At 46.7% G+C, this 15866-nt stretch carries 17 protein-coding genes; 11 read left to right on the top strand and 6 right to left on the bottom strand.

Features of this window, described 5'->3' with window-relative positions; all coding sequences use genetic code 11:
• Window positions 1–21 precede the first annotated feature (21 nt).
• Both rrtA and TOL_RS05405 read left to right on the top strand, forming a co-directional pair.
• Window positions 22–600 (top strand): rhombosortase, encoded by a 579-nt coding sequence (rrtA, locus tag TOL_RS05400; protein WP_025265951.1) that lies wholly within the window; start codon window positions 22–24, stop codon window positions 598–600.
• Entirely contained in the window at window positions 581–1138 is a 558-nt protein-coding gene (locus tag TOL_RS05405) for an NUDIX domain-containing protein (protein ID WP_015486289.1), read from the top strand. Before rrtA ends, TOL_RS05405 begins: the two co-directional genes overlap by 20 nt.
• A 58-nt stretch (window positions 1139–1196) precedes the next feature.
• Here TOL_RS05405 and TOL_RS05410 read toward each other — a convergent pair whose 3' ends face one another.
• A complete protein-coding gene (locus tag TOL_RS05410) occupies window positions 1197–2243 on the bottom strand; it encodes an AraC family transcriptional regulator (protein ID WP_015486290.1) in 1047 nt (348 codons plus the stop codon).
• A gap of 303 nt (window positions 2244–2546) precedes the next feature.
• Window positions 2547–3227, bottom strand: coding sequence for a hypothetical protein (locus TOL_RS05415; protein ID WP_015486291.1), 681 nt, complete (start codon window positions 3225–3227; stop codon window positions 2547–2549).
• Between the two features lie 394 nt (window positions 3228–3621).
• Between TOL_RS05415 and TOL_RS05420 the strand changes: the two genes are divergently transcribed.
• Window positions 3622–4032 (top strand): DUF7793 family protein, encoded by a 411-nt coding sequence (locus TOL_RS05420; RefSeq protein ID WP_015486292.1) that lies wholly within the window; start codon window positions 3622–3624, stop codon window positions 4030–4032.
• Between the two features lie 38 nt (window positions 4033–4070).
• On the opposite strand, the gene TOL_RS05425 is transcribed toward TOL_RS05420, so the two are convergent.
• Window positions 4071–4949: a MaoC family dehydratase gene (locus TOL_RS05425; RefSeq protein WP_015486293.1), complete on the bottom strand. Its 879-nt coding sequence runs from the start codon at window positions 4947–4949 to the stop codon at window positions 4071–4073.
• A gap of 183 nt (window positions 4950–5132) precedes the next feature.
• Between TOL_RS05425 and TOL_RS05430 the strand changes: the two genes are divergently transcribed.
• The 5 genes from TOL_RS05430 to TOL_RS05450 all read left to right on the top strand — a co-directional run bounded on the left by TOL_RS05430 (window position 5133) and on the right by TOL_RS05450 (window position 8848).
• Window positions 5133–6149, top strand: coding sequence for an AraC family transcriptional regulator (locus TOL_RS05430; RefSeq protein ID WP_015486294.1), 1017 nt, complete (start codon window positions 5133–5135; stop codon window positions 6147–6149).
• A 104-nt stretch (window positions 6150–6253) separates the two neighbouring features.
• Window positions 6254–6595 (top strand): hypothetical protein, encoded by a 342-nt coding sequence (locus TOL_RS05435; RefSeq protein WP_044019374.1) that lies wholly within the window; start codon window positions 6254–6256, stop codon window positions 6593–6595.
• 116 nt (window positions 6596–6711) lie between these two features.
• A complete protein-coding gene (locus TOL_RS05440) occupies window positions 6712–7803 on the top strand; it encodes a DUF5610 domain-containing protein (RefSeq protein ID WP_015486296.1) in 1092 nt (363 codons plus the stop codon).
• A gap of 67 nt (window positions 7804–7870) precedes the next feature.
• Window positions 7871–8122, top strand: a complete 252-nt coding sequence (locus tag TOL_RS05445) for a glutaredoxin family protein (RefSeq protein ID WP_015486297.1) — start codon at window positions 7871–7873, stop codon at window positions 8120–8122.
• Window positions 8123–8125: 3 nt separating this feature from the next.
• Window positions 8126–8848 (top strand): hypothetical protein, encoded by a 723-nt coding sequence (locus TOL_RS05450; RefSeq protein ID WP_015486298.1) that lies wholly within the window; start codon window positions 8126–8128, stop codon window positions 8846–8848.
• Window positions 8849–8902: 54 nt separating this feature from the next.
• On the opposite strand, the gene TOL_RS05455 is transcribed toward TOL_RS05450, so the two are convergent.
• Together TOL_RS05455 and topA are read right to left on the bottom strand one after the other, a co-directional pair.
• Window positions 8903–9190 carry a ComEA family DNA-binding protein gene (locus tag TOL_RS05455; RefSeq protein ID WP_015486299.1) on the bottom strand — a complete coding sequence of 96 codons (288 nt, stop codon included), beginning with the start codon at window positions 9188–9190 and terminating at the stop codon, window positions 8903–8905.
• 156 nt (window positions 9191–9346) lie between these two features.
• Window positions 9347–12028: a type I DNA topoisomerase gene (gene topA / locus TOL_RS05460; protein ID WP_015486301.1), complete on the bottom strand. Its 2682-nt coding sequence runs from the start codon at window positions 12026–12028 to the stop codon at window positions 9347–9349.
• A gap of 251 nt (window positions 12029–12279) precedes the next feature.
• Here topA and TOL_RS05465 point away from each other — a divergent pair, with 251 nt between their 5' ends.
• Both TOL_RS05465 and TOL_RS05470 read left to right on the top strand, forming a co-directional pair.
• Window positions 12280–13068 (top strand): hypothetical protein, encoded by a 789-nt coding sequence (locus tag TOL_RS05465; protein ID WP_015486303.1) that lies wholly within the window; start codon window positions 12280–12282, stop codon window positions 13066–13068.
• A gap of 28 nt (window positions 13069–13096) precedes the next feature.
• The gene (locus TOL_RS05470; protein ID WP_015486304.1) at window positions 13097–14008 is read left to right on the top strand and encodes a 1-aminocyclopropane-1-carboxylate deaminase/D-cysteine desulfhydrase; all 912 of its coding nucleotides are present in this window, start codon (window positions 13097–13099) and stop codon (window positions 14006–14008) included.
• Here the strand turns inward: TOL_RS05470 and TOL_RS18210 are convergent.
• The gene (locus TOL_RS18210) at window positions 13974–14843 is read right to left on the bottom strand and encodes a DUF1853 family protein (RefSeq protein ID WP_015486305.1); all 870 of its coding nucleotides are present in this window, start codon (window positions 14841–14843) and stop codon (window positions 13974–13976) included. The genes TOL_RS05470 and TOL_RS18210 overlap by 35 nt on opposite strands.
• A 138-nt stretch (window positions 14844–14981) precedes the next feature.
• Between TOL_RS18210 and TOL_RS05480 the strand changes: the two genes are divergently transcribed.
• Complete coding sequence (locus TOL_RS05480; RefSeq protein ID WP_015486306.1) at window positions 14982–15866, top strand: NAD(+) kinase; 885 nt, start codon at window positions 14982–14984, stop codon at window positions 15864–15866.

Below are 15866 nucleotides of genomic sequence, written 5' to 3' on the forward strand. Positions count from 1 at the left end.
AGGATCTCGGTTTTGAGATCAGTGTTCATCTTTATAGGGTTAGCCCTTGTTTGCCTTTTAATTCAATTCTCTAGTGCAAGCTTTGCTGGTGGATTGCAATTTGACCGCGCGGCCATTGGTGCTGGGCAGTGGTGGCGAATTATTTCCGGCCATCTGGTTCATCTCTCGCTATATCATCTTCTGCTCAATCTTTGCGGTTTGGCTTTAGTTGCCTACATCGCGGATCATCGCTATCCACTATTGACGTTGATCGCCATGTTTTGGCTATTATTAGCCGATGGCTTGAGCTTGTACTGGTTTGCTCCCGATTTGCTTATATACGTAGGGCTTTCAGGAGCTTTGCACGGCGCTTTATTGATCGCCATCTGGTATTCGCCGTTCTACAGTCGTCGCGTGGTGTGGGTGACTGTTGCGATTGTGATTGGCAAGGTGTTGTGGGAGCAGTCGCCTATGTATGATGACTTGGCTATGGCGTCGTGGTTGGGAGGGCGCGTTGAGACTAGGGCGCATTTATTTGGGGTTCTAGCGGGGATACTTTGGATTGTCGTCGCGGGTATCCAGCAAGCGGTAAGGAAAGAGCATGACTCAGAAGCAAGATGACATCAGTCCTTGGCAGATAATATCGTCAAAAACCTACTATCAAAACCCATGGATTAAGATTGACGAATATCAGGTGATTAATCCTGCCGGCAATCCAGGTATTTATGGCACTGTGTCCTTTAAAAATCGAGCCGTGGGGGTTGTTCCTCTGGCCGAGAATGGCGATACCTGGTTAGTTGGTCAGTACCGTTTCCCCTTGAGTCAGTATCACTGGGAAATACCGATGGGTGGCTGCCCATTAGACGAAGATCCAGCAGCTTGTGCATTACGGGAACTAAAGGAAGAAACAGGCCTGATTGCGAGTGAATTGATGCCGTGCGGTCATGCACATATGAGTAATTGCATCACCAATGAAGAAGGGTTTGTATTTGTGGCGCGCGGCTTAGAGCAAGGCGAGACGGAAATGGAAGAAACGGAAGTGCTAACAATCCGACGCCTACCGTTTGATGAGGTCTTTGCGATGGTGATGGATGGTCGAATTACCGATGCACTGTCCGTGCTCGCGATTCAGCGTATACGGCTATTAGGAATGGCTTAATTAGCTCACTCGATAGTGACATTATGAGAAATATCACTATCGAGCACCGCTATATTGGTCAGTGACCGACCGCCATCGCATGGTGACGATTGTTCTGGCGAAATTGAGCCGGACTTTGATTCACTTCTTTAATAAATATTCGGTCTAGAGTACGACGACCCGATAAACCAATTTGCAGAGCGATCTGTTCGATACTGTCTTCAGAAGCAATGAGCATCTGCTTAGCTGTTTCTAATCGCACTTGCGTAACGATTTGCTTAAGCGACGTATTTTCGCGATGCAAATGACGATTGAGAGTGCGTGCACTGATATGGAAGTAGTTAGCAACTTCTTGCTGATTCGCATTTAAGCGGATTTTGTCCTGCATGAGCGCTTTACGAATTCTTTCTGCCAAAGACCCCGAACGTGCGAGTTTGCGATATTGTTCTTCAACTTCACGCTTCATCATGCTGAGGATGTGAGGGTTTGTTTTGTGTAACCCTTCGTCTAGCCACTTGCTGTGTAGCTGAATGCTGCACTCGTCGGCATTGTATTGCACTGTTGTCCGCCACTGCTGACTGTGCTGTTGCTGGTACTGTGTTGCAGGGAACGGCACATTGATGCCGACAACTTCTAACTCTGCTCCACACAACTGACGCATCCAGTTCAGCATAATACTGATAATGATTTCAGTACGATGACGCTGACTCGCAAGAAAAGCATTATCGTGAACAGGGAGTTTGATCTTAATGATGTTGTCGCGGGTGCGGGTGACGTTTACTTCAAGGAGGTCGCTCAGCAAGGGCGAGAACTTCTCCATGTAGTAGAGTGCTTCACGCAATGTGTTGCTGCACAGGAATAAATGCTGCAATTGGCAACTACTGTGCGTATTGAACTTATGCGGCGGTTGAACACACAAAGCTTCATTGCCTGTTGTTTGGATCAACTGACCAATGAGTTCATCTGCGTCTTCAATACTAATGCGACTGTCCGGATCTTTCAGCTGTTTCAAAACACGCTGGATTCCTTCCGAGGCATCCGGCATCTCTTCAAAAGAGCGTGCTCCGGCATTTTCCAGCAGAGGCCGGATCAGTGCAGTTGATACGTAACCTTTTTCCATGTTCATAGTGGCAATGTCTGATCAGTGAGTTTGTTGTTATTTTTCTAACTATTCCGTTAGCAAAAACCAGTCCAGCAAATTAGGCGGCATAAATCAGGCTTTATGGTAACCCTAGGTGCCCATTTTTGTCACCTGTTACCAAATGTAGCACAGCTTTGACCCAATTGTGAGAAAGTATGACACCAATTGCTGACAGAAGTTTTCAATTGAAAAAAAAGAGGGATAAGTGGCACGAAAGTGCCCAAGCAAGCTGAAATAAGGTGTTTTCTTGCGTTGGGCCTTGGTATTTCTAATGATTATGTATTGCTTTTAGAACTCGTATTGCAATCCGAGAGTCAGAAGCTGGAAGCGAGCTCTTGGAAAAATCTGACTATCTAGCGCCGTAGTCTCCAACTCGGCGCGAATTGTCATGCTTTTATAAGCATTCCATAAAAAACCACCACCAGTAATTAAATCGACCGCTGAGGTTTCACTCGATTTTGAGATACGTCGAGTGCTGCTGCCGTCTTCATAGGCCACGATTTCTACTTCATCGTACTTAGCGACCCAAGCGTTTGCTCCACCTTTGATAAAAAAGTCGATGGTGTCAGTAAGGCCAAAACGGTAGCGCATAGTGATTAGAAAACTACGAGGATGAACCGTACTCAATCCTGTGTAGGTTGCTGACGCCTGGATATCATCTGTTGCTCCTGCTCGATCAACACTTCCTGATTGAATGTTATTAAAGCGTGGCGCAACGCCATCTCCTGCTGCGCTGAAATCTGCTACGGGATCATCGAAACCAGCTTCACCCATATCGAGCAACGCAAGTTCCATCGATAGGTTTTCAGTGATGTTCGGACCAATAACGATGCGGAAGTTTTCGCTGAATTGATCCATGTCCTGCGAATCAGTAATACCAGCGGTAACGCCGACAAAGCCTTCGCCTGCCAAAACTAGCGATGGGATCATGAGAGCAGCAAGGGCTCCAAGGGTAGCGGTTAAGCGCATGAGAGAATCCATTTTTGTTATTGTTAATGTCAGTCAGTTGGTAGCTTTATGATCGTTTCATAGAGAACGCGACACAGTCATTTATTGGCTGCTACAAACTACCGTCTAGTATACTGACTATTATTTCAGTGGTCATAATACCAGCAGGCTAGCCAAGATAAAGCCAATCTTTTCATTATGTCGGCAATTGGCTTTAGGATGAGATCTTCCTATTGCTAGGTGAGGCTTTTCTATTGAAGAGTTTGCAAAATTCGTGGCACTCCTAGTAGGCCAATGTGTCGGTTATATTGTGTCATATTGTCTCCAATTGACCTTTATACGTTGAATCACTGTTTCTTTTATAAAAAAAATTAGATAGCGTGCAAAACCACGTGTTCTTATAACTGAAGGTAATATGTCAATTCGAGACACCGATCAATTACCTAAGCCGATAACGCGTCTTGGTGATGACGGTATTGTGTACCACGATCTGACGGATCTAAGCCATTTAAGTGTTGATTTAATGCGCTTTCTTTATGGACAGCGTTTGCGTTTGACGGGAAAGGCAAGGCGTCCTGTTGTGATGTTAGCGCAACACATTCTAACGGTGGATTTTGAAGTCCAGTTATTTGCGTCTCATCCTCAGATCTTAGAATCAACAGAAGCAGTTGCTATTGTAGGGACTTCTTTTATGTTGCGTCATTTAACCTCGATGTTTCTGTCTTATCACGCGCCTGGTTATCCAGTGGCATTGTTTGATGAAGTAGGAGAGGCTAAGGAATGGGTTTTGGGGGGCGTTAAATCGTCGATAAAACCACAAGCCTGAGTAATTAGGCCTGTGGCTTGAGCACTTCCAAGTTCGGCTTATAGCTTAATGATTTGCCCTTTCATATGTACTTTTTGGCCTTTGTCATCGCGTAGATCAAAGTTGATGCCAGCGTCGCTTTCGGTGTAGTTAAATTCCACCTTAGACGGTAAAAATACCGGTAACTTAAATTCAACACTAATGGTGCAGGCTTCAGAATTTACTTTTTTGTATAAAGCTGCTGCTGCGCGAGCTTTGCTCCACATGCCATGAGCAATATGACCTTTGAAACCAAATAGTTTTGCTGGAATAGAATGCAAATGAATAGGATTGGTATCGCCTGATACGCGGGCATAACGACGACCTAAGTCAGTAGCTAAAATCCAACGTTCTTTCATTTGGAAATCAGGCAAGGCTGGACGGGGAGTATTATTTTTTGCTTTCTTAGGAGCGCCAGGTCCTGTAACTCGAGCTAAGTTGGTGCTTGTGCCTTCCCAAACTAATTCTCCACCAATGCGGACTTCTGTTTGAATGTCGAATTCCAAGCCCTTGCTAGTACGCTCACCCTCAGCAAAAAAGCAACGAATATCCATCTTCTCATCAACATGAATTGCACGGTGCTGAGTAATACTGTTGCGGATGTGAACCATGCCCATTGGTGTAACCGGAAAAGATTCATGTAGCATCATTTCCATATGCAACGGGAACGCGAGGGTATGTGCGTAGGTGATAGGCAATAAATTGGAGTTATCGTCGAAACCACAAACGCGGGCATAGGCAGAAACGCGGGCTTGGTTGGTGCGAACATTGTTTTGCACAGCTTCGACTTTGGGTAAATCGGCTTTGCCATTCTTGGTCACTTTCTGGATAACACAACGAGCGTACTGACTCAGGTTGCCAGGAGTCGCATTAAATTGCATGTGCGTAGCTTGATTCATAGTGAACAGTCCTTGGGGCGATACAGGCCAAGTTATAACAAGGCAAACAGTTTACAATGAACTTGTCTCTGGCCTCATTGGCGCTTAGCCTATGTCGTTTGCGTCACTTTGGTCAATAAGGCTTGCAGCCTTTGCGCTATGTGGCAGAATTCCACCAATACTCGCAAGGAATATCAATAACTTATGTCTGGCGGAATGGCAGAATTAAGAGACTCAGGCATTATGATTCAGTTAGCTCACCAAGCGATGCTGAAGATGGGCTTAGATGTTTCTGAAGTGTGTAAACGACTGGGGATAACTCCAGAGTTGCTGACTGACCGCAATTTGCGTACCCCGCATGAAGCTCAGGGCTTGTTCTGGAGCGTTATGGAGGAGGTTAGCCAAGATCCAAACATTGGTTTGCATCTCGGTGAAAATATGCCGGTTTATAAAGGTCAGGTGTTGCAGTATCTGTTTCTTTCTAGCCCTACGTTTGGCGACGGGCTTGCTCGTGCATTCAATTATCAACGTCTACTGAGTGACGCCTCGCAAGCCAGTGTGGAAGTTCACGACGGTTTGGCATGTATCGTTGTCGACAGTGTGAGCGAATTGTTGGGTTCATTACGTCACTTGAACGAGTGTATGGTGCTTGGTTTGATAGGATTCTTCCGTTATGTGACGGATGGTGCATTTCGTCCTTCGGCGATCGATTTTTCCCATTCTGCGCCTACTGATACTAGCGAATACGAACGTATATTTGGTTGCCCTGTACGTTTTTCAGAGCCAGAAACACGCATCCACTTTGACATTCAATTACTCGATTTACCGTCATTGCATGCTGAACCAGAGTTATTGCAGCTGCATGAAAAGCTTGCCAGTGAACATGTGGCCAAGCTCGAGCGGCAAGATGTGGTCACTCGGGTGTACAAAGTATTTGGTGAGGTATTAGAAACCGGCCAAGTAAATTTAGAAGACGTAGCATCAAGGTTGAATATTAAATCGCGAACGCTACGCACTCGCTTGGCTGAAGCTGGCACTAACTTCAACCAATTGTTGGCTGACTATCGTTGTAACTTGGCAAAGAAACTGTTGTCGGGAACGGATGAGAGTATCGACGAAATCGTTTATCTCACGGGCTTTTCGGAACCCAGCACATTTTATCGGGCGTTTAAGCGCTGGACCAATCAAACTCCTGTCGAATATCGCAATAGCCGCCGCTGATCGGGTTGGCGGTTATTGCCTTTAATTGGCTTATGTCGTCTAGCTCTGCCTTATTATTGAATTTTATTCACTGAAGTGTTCAAAAAATGAACTGGTAGTTCGTAGTGTCTGAGTTCATTGTGGTGACCTACCCAATGGAAAATTCGCAGGTTGACGTTATGAATAGCTCAAATCAGAACTCGCTCATTAATCCTTTAGTTGATCATGAACTCGCGTTACGAGACTACACGCAATGGCGCAAGTCGTTAGTTGAAGAGGAGATCATGACCCTAGAAGCGACACTTCAGCTAACGGAGCAAGCGTTGACCGCCGCATACCGAACCTTGTTGGTCATGCGCTACCGTCAATTCAATTCGCAGCAATTGTTAGATGCTATTGACGAGCAAGCGATTACTTGGTCGGTCGAATTGCCCCATGAGTATCAACAAGGCGCAATTTGTTACTAGTTGAAGTTGCATAGGCCACTGAATTTACATCAAGTGGCCTTTTTGAATAATTTTTGCTCAAGTTTTGCATTTTCTGGTCGATAGACTAACCACAATGCAAGGCCCGGGAGATACCCATGAGCATACAGTTTAATAATTCACTAAATTCCTATCATTCTCTAACGTCAGGCCATAAGTATTCCGGGCATTCTGCGGATGGCGCTGCGCGTAAATCTACAACAGAAACGAGCACTGATTCGACAGAAGCTACACAAGCGACTGCGAAAGCGGCTCCAACCGTTGTGCAAGGTCCAAAACAGAGTGCGCAAGATACCGCTGCTAATATTTTGGCTCACGTCACGGCAGGTATTGAGTCATTACGTGACCAAGGGGCTGGCGAAGAGCGTATTCAACAGCGTATTGATGCGGCCCGATCTGGAATATCCAAAGGCTATGCTGATGCCGAGGATATGCTTGATAGCATGGGGTTGCTCGATGACGAGATGAAAGCGCAAATTACCGCGAGTCGTAAACTGGTCGATGACGGTCTTGATGCCTTGGCGAATCCAGACCAATCGGCACCTGCAGATGTCGCCGCCACTACTGAGACCGATTCTGTTCTTACTAATCAGGCAGTTACATCTGAACGCAGTGTAAGAGGTAGTTCAAATACCTTGTCGATGCAGGTTGTTACGCGAGATGGCGATAAAGTCACGGTTAATTTCAAACATCAGCAAGGCCAATTTAGTGTAAGCAATGGCTCGAATAGTTTGTCCGGCTCTACGTTTTCACAAAACTTCGAATTAGAAGTCGAAGGCTCGTTAGATCAAGGTGAATTAGATGCGCTTTCTGCCTTGTTTGATGATGTTAAATCGCTAAGTGATAAGTTTTTTGGTGGCGACCTCGGCGCAGCATTAGGAGAGGCGATGAATTTAGGCTTCGATGGCAATGAGCTTGCGTCGATGAGCTTAGATCTACGTCAGCGCTCATTTTCGTCAGTCAGTCGTGCTTATGCGGCTGGAGCTCCTTCATTACCAACGCCGAAATTGGATTCGCTGCAATCGCCGTTAGCGCAATATGTCGACGAGTATATCAAAGCGTTAGATAAAGCGAGCCCTCTGGCAGAGCCACGCACAACACTGCAAGACATGATGCAGCAATGGTTACCGGAAAAACCGGATTACCATATATTGCAAAGCTTTAATGAAGGCCTAAATCGCCTACTCTGATTAAGCTTTACCTAATAGTCAGCCCCTTTGCGCAGCGGTATACTCGTACCAGTTGTGGAGGGGTTTAATGACATTTGTATTATTCGGTACTGATGGATGCCATCTGTGTGATATTGCTGCTCAATTGGTGGTCGTTGCCGCAGAAGGTATAGAAGTAACTATCTATCAGGAAGATATTGCCGAGTCAGACCTTCTTGTTGAGCGCTACGGCACAAGAATCCCCGTCATTTTGAACGAACTCACCGAACAAGAATTAAACTGGCCGTTCTCTGCAGAACAGGCTCGTGAATTTTTGCTCAACAATAACAAGAGGAACTGACCCGTGAAATTACGTTTCATTCTGGCTGTAATGGCCGCGCTCATTATTCAAGGTTGTGCACAGACACCGTTATCGCCAAAAGGTGAGGCTGTCTTCTACGCATTGCAAGCCGATACTATGCTGCGTACTTGGGTTTCTCAATGTCGCGACGTCAGCCCTCGTGCACGTCAAGCTGGGTTAACGGCTCGTAATAACTGGTGGGAGCGCAATGGTCCATTTGTTGAGGGAGCTGATTTTGGCTTGGCGTACAATATTGTCACCGTGACCGATACTCGAGCGGATACAGGTGCTCGTTTAGCCATGGCGATGACATGGGAGGTCACCGAGCGTGCTGAAGAAACCGTCACTAAGTTGATGGACAAAGCGGGTGATGAAGAAGGACGCGAAGAATTGTGTATTAAGATTCTTGGCCAATACAATCAAGGTAAGTGGGATCTACACGGTTCTGACGAAACCTACAATGAATTAGTAACGTTACAACGTCGTTCAGTCAATGATGCCGAAATACTGGATTTGCGTCGCGGCATGGTGGAGTTAAAGACTCAGCGTCAATATGGTCGTTCTTTATACGTGGTTGAAAAGTTATCGAAGCGTGAGGGTTGCCCAAATGCCGAAGTGCAATTGTTGAAAGGCGAATGGCCTTATGAAATTTATGATGTCTCATGTCCTGGTGCGAATCATTTATTGATGCGCTGTGAGTGGGGCAATTGCTTAGTTTTACAATAAATAATTGTTAAAAAAACCGCTCACAATGTGTTGTGAGCGGTTTTTTTATATCTGCTATTCGATTGCTAACAGAGCTTTATTCTTTTCTATTGTGGCTGCGCCAATTCCTTTTACGGCCGATAACTCTTCGAAAGAAGAGAATTTTCCGTGTGCTTCGCGATAAGCGACAATGGCTTCAGCTTTCGCCTTACCTATGCCTTTTAGTTCGCTCAATTGTTCAACGCTGGCGTTGTTAATATTAATTAAACTCTGGCTTGGTTCTCCCGCAAGCGTAGGAATAGCAATCGCCATTAAGCAGCTGAGGAAAAAGGTTTTGCAGGCTAATTTGAAGTGATTTTGCATAACATGCTCCATATGTCATTGGGTTGAGATATAACCCTAAAACCTTAATTACGTTTTGAACATCGGACGTTAGAGTGAAAAAAAAGCCGGCAATGCCGGCTTTTTTTAACACTTTTTTATGATTTGATTATCAGACTCAAATCACTTTGTTGTGGTTCAAGTCTTCTTTTTAGCTGGTGCTTTCTTCGCAGCTGCTTTTGGTTTTGCTGCTGCTTTTTTCTCAGTAATATCCCAGCGACCTTTATCGAAATAAGCGCTCCAACCAGTTGCCTTACCTTCGACTTCAGTCATTACGTACTGCTCTTTGGTTTTACGACTGTAGCGGATAATTGCAGGGTTACCGTCGCTATCAGTACGCGGAGCATCGAGTAAATAGTGATATTTTTCTGGTATTTGCGCTTGGTATGGAATCAATTCAGTGACCAAAGGAGCGCGCGTTTCACGATTTTTTGGGAACTGGCTAGCCGCCAAAAATAGGCCTGCAGCACCATCACGCAGAACATAACTATCATCAACTTTCAGACAGCGTAGCTCTGGCATTGGAATTGGATCCATTTTTGGTGGTGCAGCTTCACCATTTTTTAATAACTTACGCGTGTTATTGCATTCGTTGTTGGTGCAGCCAAAATACTTACCAAAACGACCAGACTTTAACTGCATTTCAGATCCGCAACGATCACATTCAAGGCGCGGACCATCATAGCCTTTAATCTTGAACTGACCGTTTTCGACTTCAAAACCGTTACAGTCGGGGTTATTACCGCAAATATGTACTTTACGGTTTTCATCCAATAAATAGCTGTCCATCGCCGTGTCGCAAATTTTGCAACGACGCTTGTTCATTAAACGACGGCTTTCGGCTTCTTCATCTTCTTCAGCGGTGATTGCTTCTTCACCTGGAATAAGATTAAGCGTTTGAGTACAGCGTTCTTTCGGCGGTAAACCATAGCCGGAACAGCCTAAAAACACGCCGGTGCTACCGGTGCGAATTTGCATATGTCGGCCGCAATTAGGGCAGTCGATATCGGTATCAACGGGGGCGTTTAGGCGCATCCCATTTTCGCCACTAGCGGTATCAAGCTGTGTCCGGAAACCTTGATAAAACTCATCGAGTACAGAAGTCCAGTTCACATCGCCATCAGCGATATCATCCAGTTTTTCTTCCATGTTGGCGGTAAAACCAAAATCCATTAGGCCATCAAAATTTTCAACTAGCCGACTGGTAACGATATCGCCCATTTTCTCAGCATAAAAACGACGTGCTTTTAGGCTGACATAGCCGCGTTCTTGAATGGTTGAAATAATAGAGGCGTAGGTCGAAGGGCGACCAATACCGCGTTTTTCTAGCTCTTTAACCAATGCCGCTTCTGAGAAACGCGGAGATGGTTTAGTGAAATGTTGCTTAGGTTCTAGCTTGTCTAAGTGCAGAACATCACCTTCGGATACGTCCGGAAGCAATATATCTTCTTCACCTTTACCACCTTGTGATGGCATCGCTTTTAGATGGCCGTCAAAACGAATAATGCGACCGCGAGTTTTTAATTCAAACTCGCCAGAAGTCACGGTAACGCTGGTGCTGGTAAAGCGTGCATCTGCCGTTTGACAGGCAACAAAACGACGCCAAATTAAATCGTATAGGCGCTGGGCATCAGGCTCCATCGAGGCCAAAACACTGGCTTTTGCCGTCACATCAGAAGGTCGTATGGCTTCGTGAGCCTCTTGAGCACCTTCTTTGCTGCTATAAATACGCGGCTGCTCTGGCAGGTATTCATCACCGAAGTGCTGCTGAATATAATCACGTGCACTGGCAACGGCATCTTGGCTCAAATTGGTAGAGTCAGTACGCATGTAGGTAATAAAACCGGCTTCGTACAAACGTTGAGCCAACGTCATAGTTTTCTTAACGCTGAAGCCTAAGCGCGTACTAGCGGCCTGCTGCAGGGTAGAGGTAATAAATGGTGCTGCTGGTTTTGAGCTGGTCGGCTTATCTTCGCGTTTGCTAACGACAAATGGACCTTTACGGATAAGCTCTAAAGCACTAAGCGTATCTGTTTCATTACTTGGACGAAATTCACCGTTAGCACGACGCGCCACTTGAGTTCGCAAAATTTCGCCGGAATTGGTATTTAAATCGGCGAACGCTTCCCAGTATTCTTCTGGTACGAAGGCCCGAATTTCTCGTTCACGTTCAACGATCAAACGTACGGCAACGGATTGCACGCGACCGGCAGACAGGCCACGGGCGACCTTTGCCCATAGCAGCGGCGACACCATAAAACCCACGACACGATCGAGGAATCGACGTGCTTGCTGGGCATTAACACGATTCATGTTCAGCTCTGATGGTTTTTCAAACGCTGCTTGAATCGCTTTTTTGGTGATTTCGTTGAATACCACGCGACGGTATTGCTTGTCTTTTTCGCCAATAATTTCCCGCAGGTGCCAAGCGATGGCTTCCCCTTCGCGGTCCAAATCCGTTGCGAGATAGATTTGATCGGCATCTTTTGCGAGGCGTTTTAGTTCTTCCACGACTTTTTCTTTGCCGGGAAGAATTTCATAAGACGCTTTCCAACCGTGCTCTGGATCGATGCCCATGCGGTTAATAAGCTGGTCTTGTGCCTTTTTCTTTTTGTAAATTTCTTTTTCATCAGGCGACATTTTACGAGTAAGCGCTGCTTGACGAGCACGCTCCTTCGGATCGCTCTTGCTAGCAGAGCCTGATGTTGGCAGGTCGCGCACGTGACCGACACTGGACTTCACAATGAAATCATTGCCCAGGTACTTATTAATCGTTTTAGCCTTTGCTGGCGATTCCACGATGACCAGAGATTTGCCCATAGTCCTTTGATTAACCCTTGTTCTGATGATTCAGCGAGCCTAAGAGGCGACACTTTAAAGGCACACCCCAGGGTGCGGTCAAGTCCGGATGTATATTTCCGATGTTGCAACTTGACCGGCAGTGTGCGGAAAAGTTGCTAAACTTTCACTCAATAGCGACATATATATGCCCGATTTTGGTATTGATCGGCTACATTTTTTTATCGCTGACTTGCTAGGAATAGCACATTATTCACGGAGAGGCTTAGTCTATGTCGGCAATTGGATTGGTAATCGCGATCGCGGTACCCATCAGTTTAGTCTTGTTTGCCTTCGTTATTTGGGGGCGCAAGCAGCAAGCGAGTAATGCCAAGCGAGAGCAAGCGCGTCTAGTAAAACAAAAGGCTGATGACTTGTTGGAAGCGCTCGAATTTCTGATATTGGTCGACAATCATCAAGAAATTCAGCAGGTTGTTCTGGATCGAGTCGTGCAATTGTATGAACGTGCGAATAGTGCGATGCCTAAAGCTGACAAAGATGCACCGGCTGCGCAGGCATTTGATGTTGATGAATATCGTCAGAAAATCAGCCAAAACCAAAATTTACGTAAGGTGTTCAAAAGTGATCGAGAGTTACGTTATGGTCGTCGACAGTTAACGCGCATATTAAAAACGTTAGGGCCGTTAGCGAAGGGTAGGGTGATATCTGAAACGGCAATGTTGGAATATCGTCGCTACTTGCGCATGACTATGTTGGAACGTGAGGTTGACACTTACACAGCTCAAGGCGATGTTGCTGGGCAGCGCGGAGACGTCCTTACGGCTTCGAATTACTACAAGGCCGCAAAAAAATTATTAATAGAGTTTGATTTGCAGTATCCGGAGAAAACAGAGCGTATCCGTGAATTAGCTCAGCGCACAGCCGCTTTGTACAATAGCAAAGACAATGTTAATCCAAACGATGCGTTGTCGCGGGCATTGTCGAAAGAGGAAGCCGCAGAGGCCAGCGGCCAGTTTGGAATTCCAACGGATCCGTCAGCGCAGGCTAAAAAGAAATTCTAAATAAGGTGGGCCGTGTGCCCTGATCCCTATGTCACCAAATGACATCGTATCATCTGTTATTTCGCGAACCGCGCCGATTCATCCCTTGCCCGATTGGCAGGGCGCAGGAAGCTGTGATGTCTTGCGCTTAGATAAGCTAGATGCTTTCGTGAGTGGCAATAAAATTTTTAAATTAATGGGGCATCTGCAAGCATGGCAGGCCTCCGGTCGCAGTGGATTGTTGAGTTTTGGCGGTGCCTATTCGAATCATCTCCATGCGTTAGCTGCCGTGTGTGCTCAGGCTAATGTGCCGTTGACGCTAATGGTAAGAGGCTTTGCTGAATTGCCGCTAACACCAACGCTAGTTGATTGCCAAGCTTGGGGAGCGCAGCTGCAGTTCTGTAATCGACGAGAGTATGCGTTGCGCTATGACGAAGCTTACCGACAAAACCTAGCTCAGCAATGGGATGCATGGGTTATCCCTGAGGGAGGAGATGGGCCTGAGGGGCGTCAGGGGTGTGCTTTAATCGCCGAACGGTCGTCAGGCTATGACGAAGTGTGGTTGGCGCTAGGAACTGGCACTACGGCGCTTGGAATAGCCACCAAGTTAGCAGCGCACACCAAACTGGTTGGTGTGAATTGCGTAGCGGATCAAGGCGAGCAACAAGAACGCTGGCAACGAGAGCTTGGCTCTGGCAAAGACTGGCAAGTGCTAGATGAGTATCACGGTGGTGGTTTTGGTCGCTACCCTGATGCGGTAAAACATGTAATTCAGCGCTACGATGCGCTTGAGTTGCCGCTTGATCCGGTTTACACGGCCAAGGTGATCTGGGCCTTAGAGCAAGAACAGTCGGCGGGGAGATTATCGAATGTGCGCCGTTTAGTGATTCATACCGGTGGTTTACAAGGGCGGCGAGGCGTGAACCTTAGTCTAATCCCTGCGGCCAGTTGTCCGGCATGATTAACCAACGTTGTTGTTCTACCCAGCCTTGCTGGCCTTCAACTGCCACAACAGCACAAACGGCAACTGTTAAATATTCAAAGTGGGCTGTTAAATATCGTATGAGTTCTGCGCGCTCCACTGTTAGTGGGCAACGTACAGGGCTTATCCAATCCGGTTTGGATATTACGTACCAAGGACCTTCGGGTAATAGCTCTGCAGCATCTTGGTAGTGACACCAGCGACCGCGCCAGTGGCTTGCAGATACTTCTTCGGGAAGACTGCCGTTAAATTCTGGTTTGGCGGGATGAAATAAGCAGCCGCGCATCAGCGCTTGCGGTTCAGGGGCGTGCCAGCCCGCAAGTTCTAGTGCTTTCTTTCCCTCGGGCTGCTGCGACAATGCCAGTTGATGGGAATGGGTATGGGCCAGCTTGTCGGTTAATCGATCACGACGATTCGGCCCGATCCATTCGTTGCGATGCCCTAAGTAAAACTTGAGCGCGAGTTCGAGGTGCCACTCTTTGTCTGCTTGTCTGAGGAGTAAATCTAGCTCGCCTAGCGTTCGTTCTGGGCCACTAATTTGCAAATTGGCTAGCCAATCTGAACCTGTGAGTGATAAGGCGCGTTGCCACAGTTGTTCGAACATCAGACCAAGGCGAGTACTGGAAAACTCTGGGGTAAACTCTGCTTCTGCATGGCTGAGTAGCTGCCAGTCGGCTTGCAACCAGCTAGGGTGTTGCGGAGCCCATGAGCAATCGAGCATGGACGGTCCAAGTACGCTCCACACCATATCGCGCTGAGCTTTACACTCGATCGCAAAAAATGGATGCTCTGGATTAAGCGGGGAGGTCAACAAGTGTTTTTCACTCCTGTATGGTATAAAGCGACTAACGTTTTTATGGCAATGCTTTGCCGTATTCTTGCAGCAGTGCCTAACAAATATAGTGCGCACATTATCATAGCTGCGCCAAAATTGAGGTGATCAGGTTTCGTAATGGAAGAATTTCGCAATATCGGCATTATCGGTCGATTAAATAGCAATAAAGTAATTGAAACGATTCGCCGTTTGTCGCGTTATATGGTCGATGAAGGCTATCACGTCATATTGGACGACCGTATTGCCGAAGTGATGCCTGGTCACGGTATGCAAGTGTCCAACGTCAATCTACTGGGTGAAATATGTGATCTGGTGATCGTCGTTGGCGGTGATGGCAGTTTGCTTGGTGCAGCGCGTGCGCTAGCGCGCTTCAATACACCAGTGTTGGGTATTAACCGTGGTCGCTTAGGCTTCTTAACTGATATCAGTCCTGATGACGGTATGTGTGACGCGGTGCAAGCCGTGCTGGATGGCGAATACATCGAAGAGCGTCGCTTTTTGCTTGATGCCGAGATTAAGCGCGATGGTAATCCCATCGGTTCTGCTGCGGCATTGAATGATGTCGTTCTGCACCCCGGTAAATCAGCACGTATGATCGCCTTCGATTTGTACATCGAAGGGCAATTTGTTTACAACTTACGCTCCGATGGCTTAATCGTATCTACGCCAACAGGATCAACGGCATACTCACTTTCTGGTGGCGGCCCTATCATGCATCCGCGTTTAGATGCTCTGGTCTTAGTCCCGATGTTTCCACACACCTTATCCAGTCGTCCTATTGTGGTTGACGGTAAGAGTGAAATTAAAATTGTTGTGGATGCCAGCCAAGGTCTTTATCCAACCGTCAGTTGCGACGGCCAAAGTCATATTCCATGTGCTCCGGGTGATAGCATTACCATTCGGAAAAAGTCGCACAAACTGAAATTGATTCATCCCAAAGGGCATAATTTCTACGAAATCTGCCGAACCAAGTTGGGCTGGAGTAGTAATCTCGGAGATTGA

The organism is Thalassolituus oleivorans MIL-1 (assembly GCF_000355675.1).
Classification (GTDB): domain Bacteria; phylum Pseudomonadota; class Gammaproteobacteria; order Pseudomonadales; family Oceanobacteraceae; genus Thalassolituus; species Thalassolituus oleivorans.

What these genes read in the sequence shown, in the direction of transcription:
- TOL_RS05440 (WP_015486296.1), top strand. Translation starts at nt 6,712, where the DNA reads ATGAGCATACAGTTTAATAATTCACTAAATTCCTATCATTCTCTAACG.
- TOL_RS05470 (WP_015486304.1), top strand. Translation starts at nt 13,097, where the DNA reads ATGTCACCAAATGACATCGTATCATCTGTTATTTCGCGAACCGCGCCG.
- TOL_RS05410 (WP_015486290.1), bottom strand. Translation starts at nt 2,243, where the DNA reads ATGAACATGGAAAAAGGTTACGTATCAACTGCACTGATCCGGCCTCTG.
- TOL_RS05425 (WP_015486293.1), bottom strand. Translation starts at nt 4,949, where the DNA reads ATGAATCAAGCTACGCACATGCAATTTAATGCGACTCCTGGCAACCTG.
- TOL_RS05405 (WP_015486289.1), top strand. Translation starts at nt 581, where the DNA reads ATGACTCAGAAGCAAGATGACATCAGTCCTTGGCAGATAATATCGTCA.
- TOL_RS05415 (WP_015486291.1), bottom strand. Translation starts at nt 3,227, where the DNA reads ATGCGCTTAACCGCTACCCTTGGAGCCCTTGCTGCTCTCATGATCCCA.
- topA (WP_015486301.1), bottom strand. Translation starts at nt 12,028, where the DNA reads ATGGGCAAATCTCTGGTCATCGTGGAATCGCCAGCAAAGGCTAAAACG.
- TOL_RS05420 (WP_015486292.1), top strand. Translation starts at nt 3,622, where the DNA reads ATGTCAATTCGAGACACCGATCAATTACCTAAGCCGATAACGCGTCTT.
- TOL_RS05455 (WP_015486299.1), bottom strand. Translation starts at nt 9,190, where the DNA reads ATGCAAAATCACTTCAAATTAGCCTGCAAAACCTTTTTCCTCAGCTGC.
- TOL_RS05480 (WP_015486306.1), top strand. Translation starts at nt 14,982, where the DNA reads ATGGAAGAATTTCGCAATATCGGCATTATCGGTCGATTAAATAGCAAT.
- TOL_RS05430 (WP_015486294.1), top strand. Translation starts at nt 5,133, where the DNA reads ATGTCTGGCGGAATGGCAGAATTAAGAGACTCAGGCATTATGATTCAG.
- TOL_RS05465 (WP_015486303.1), top strand. Translation starts at nt 12,280, where the DNA reads ATGTCGGCAATTGGATTGGTAATCGCGATCGCGGTACCCATCAGTTTA.
- TOL_RS05445 (WP_015486297.1), top strand. Translation starts at nt 7,871, where the DNA reads ATGACATTTGTATTATTCGGTACTGATGGATGCCATCTGTGTGATATT.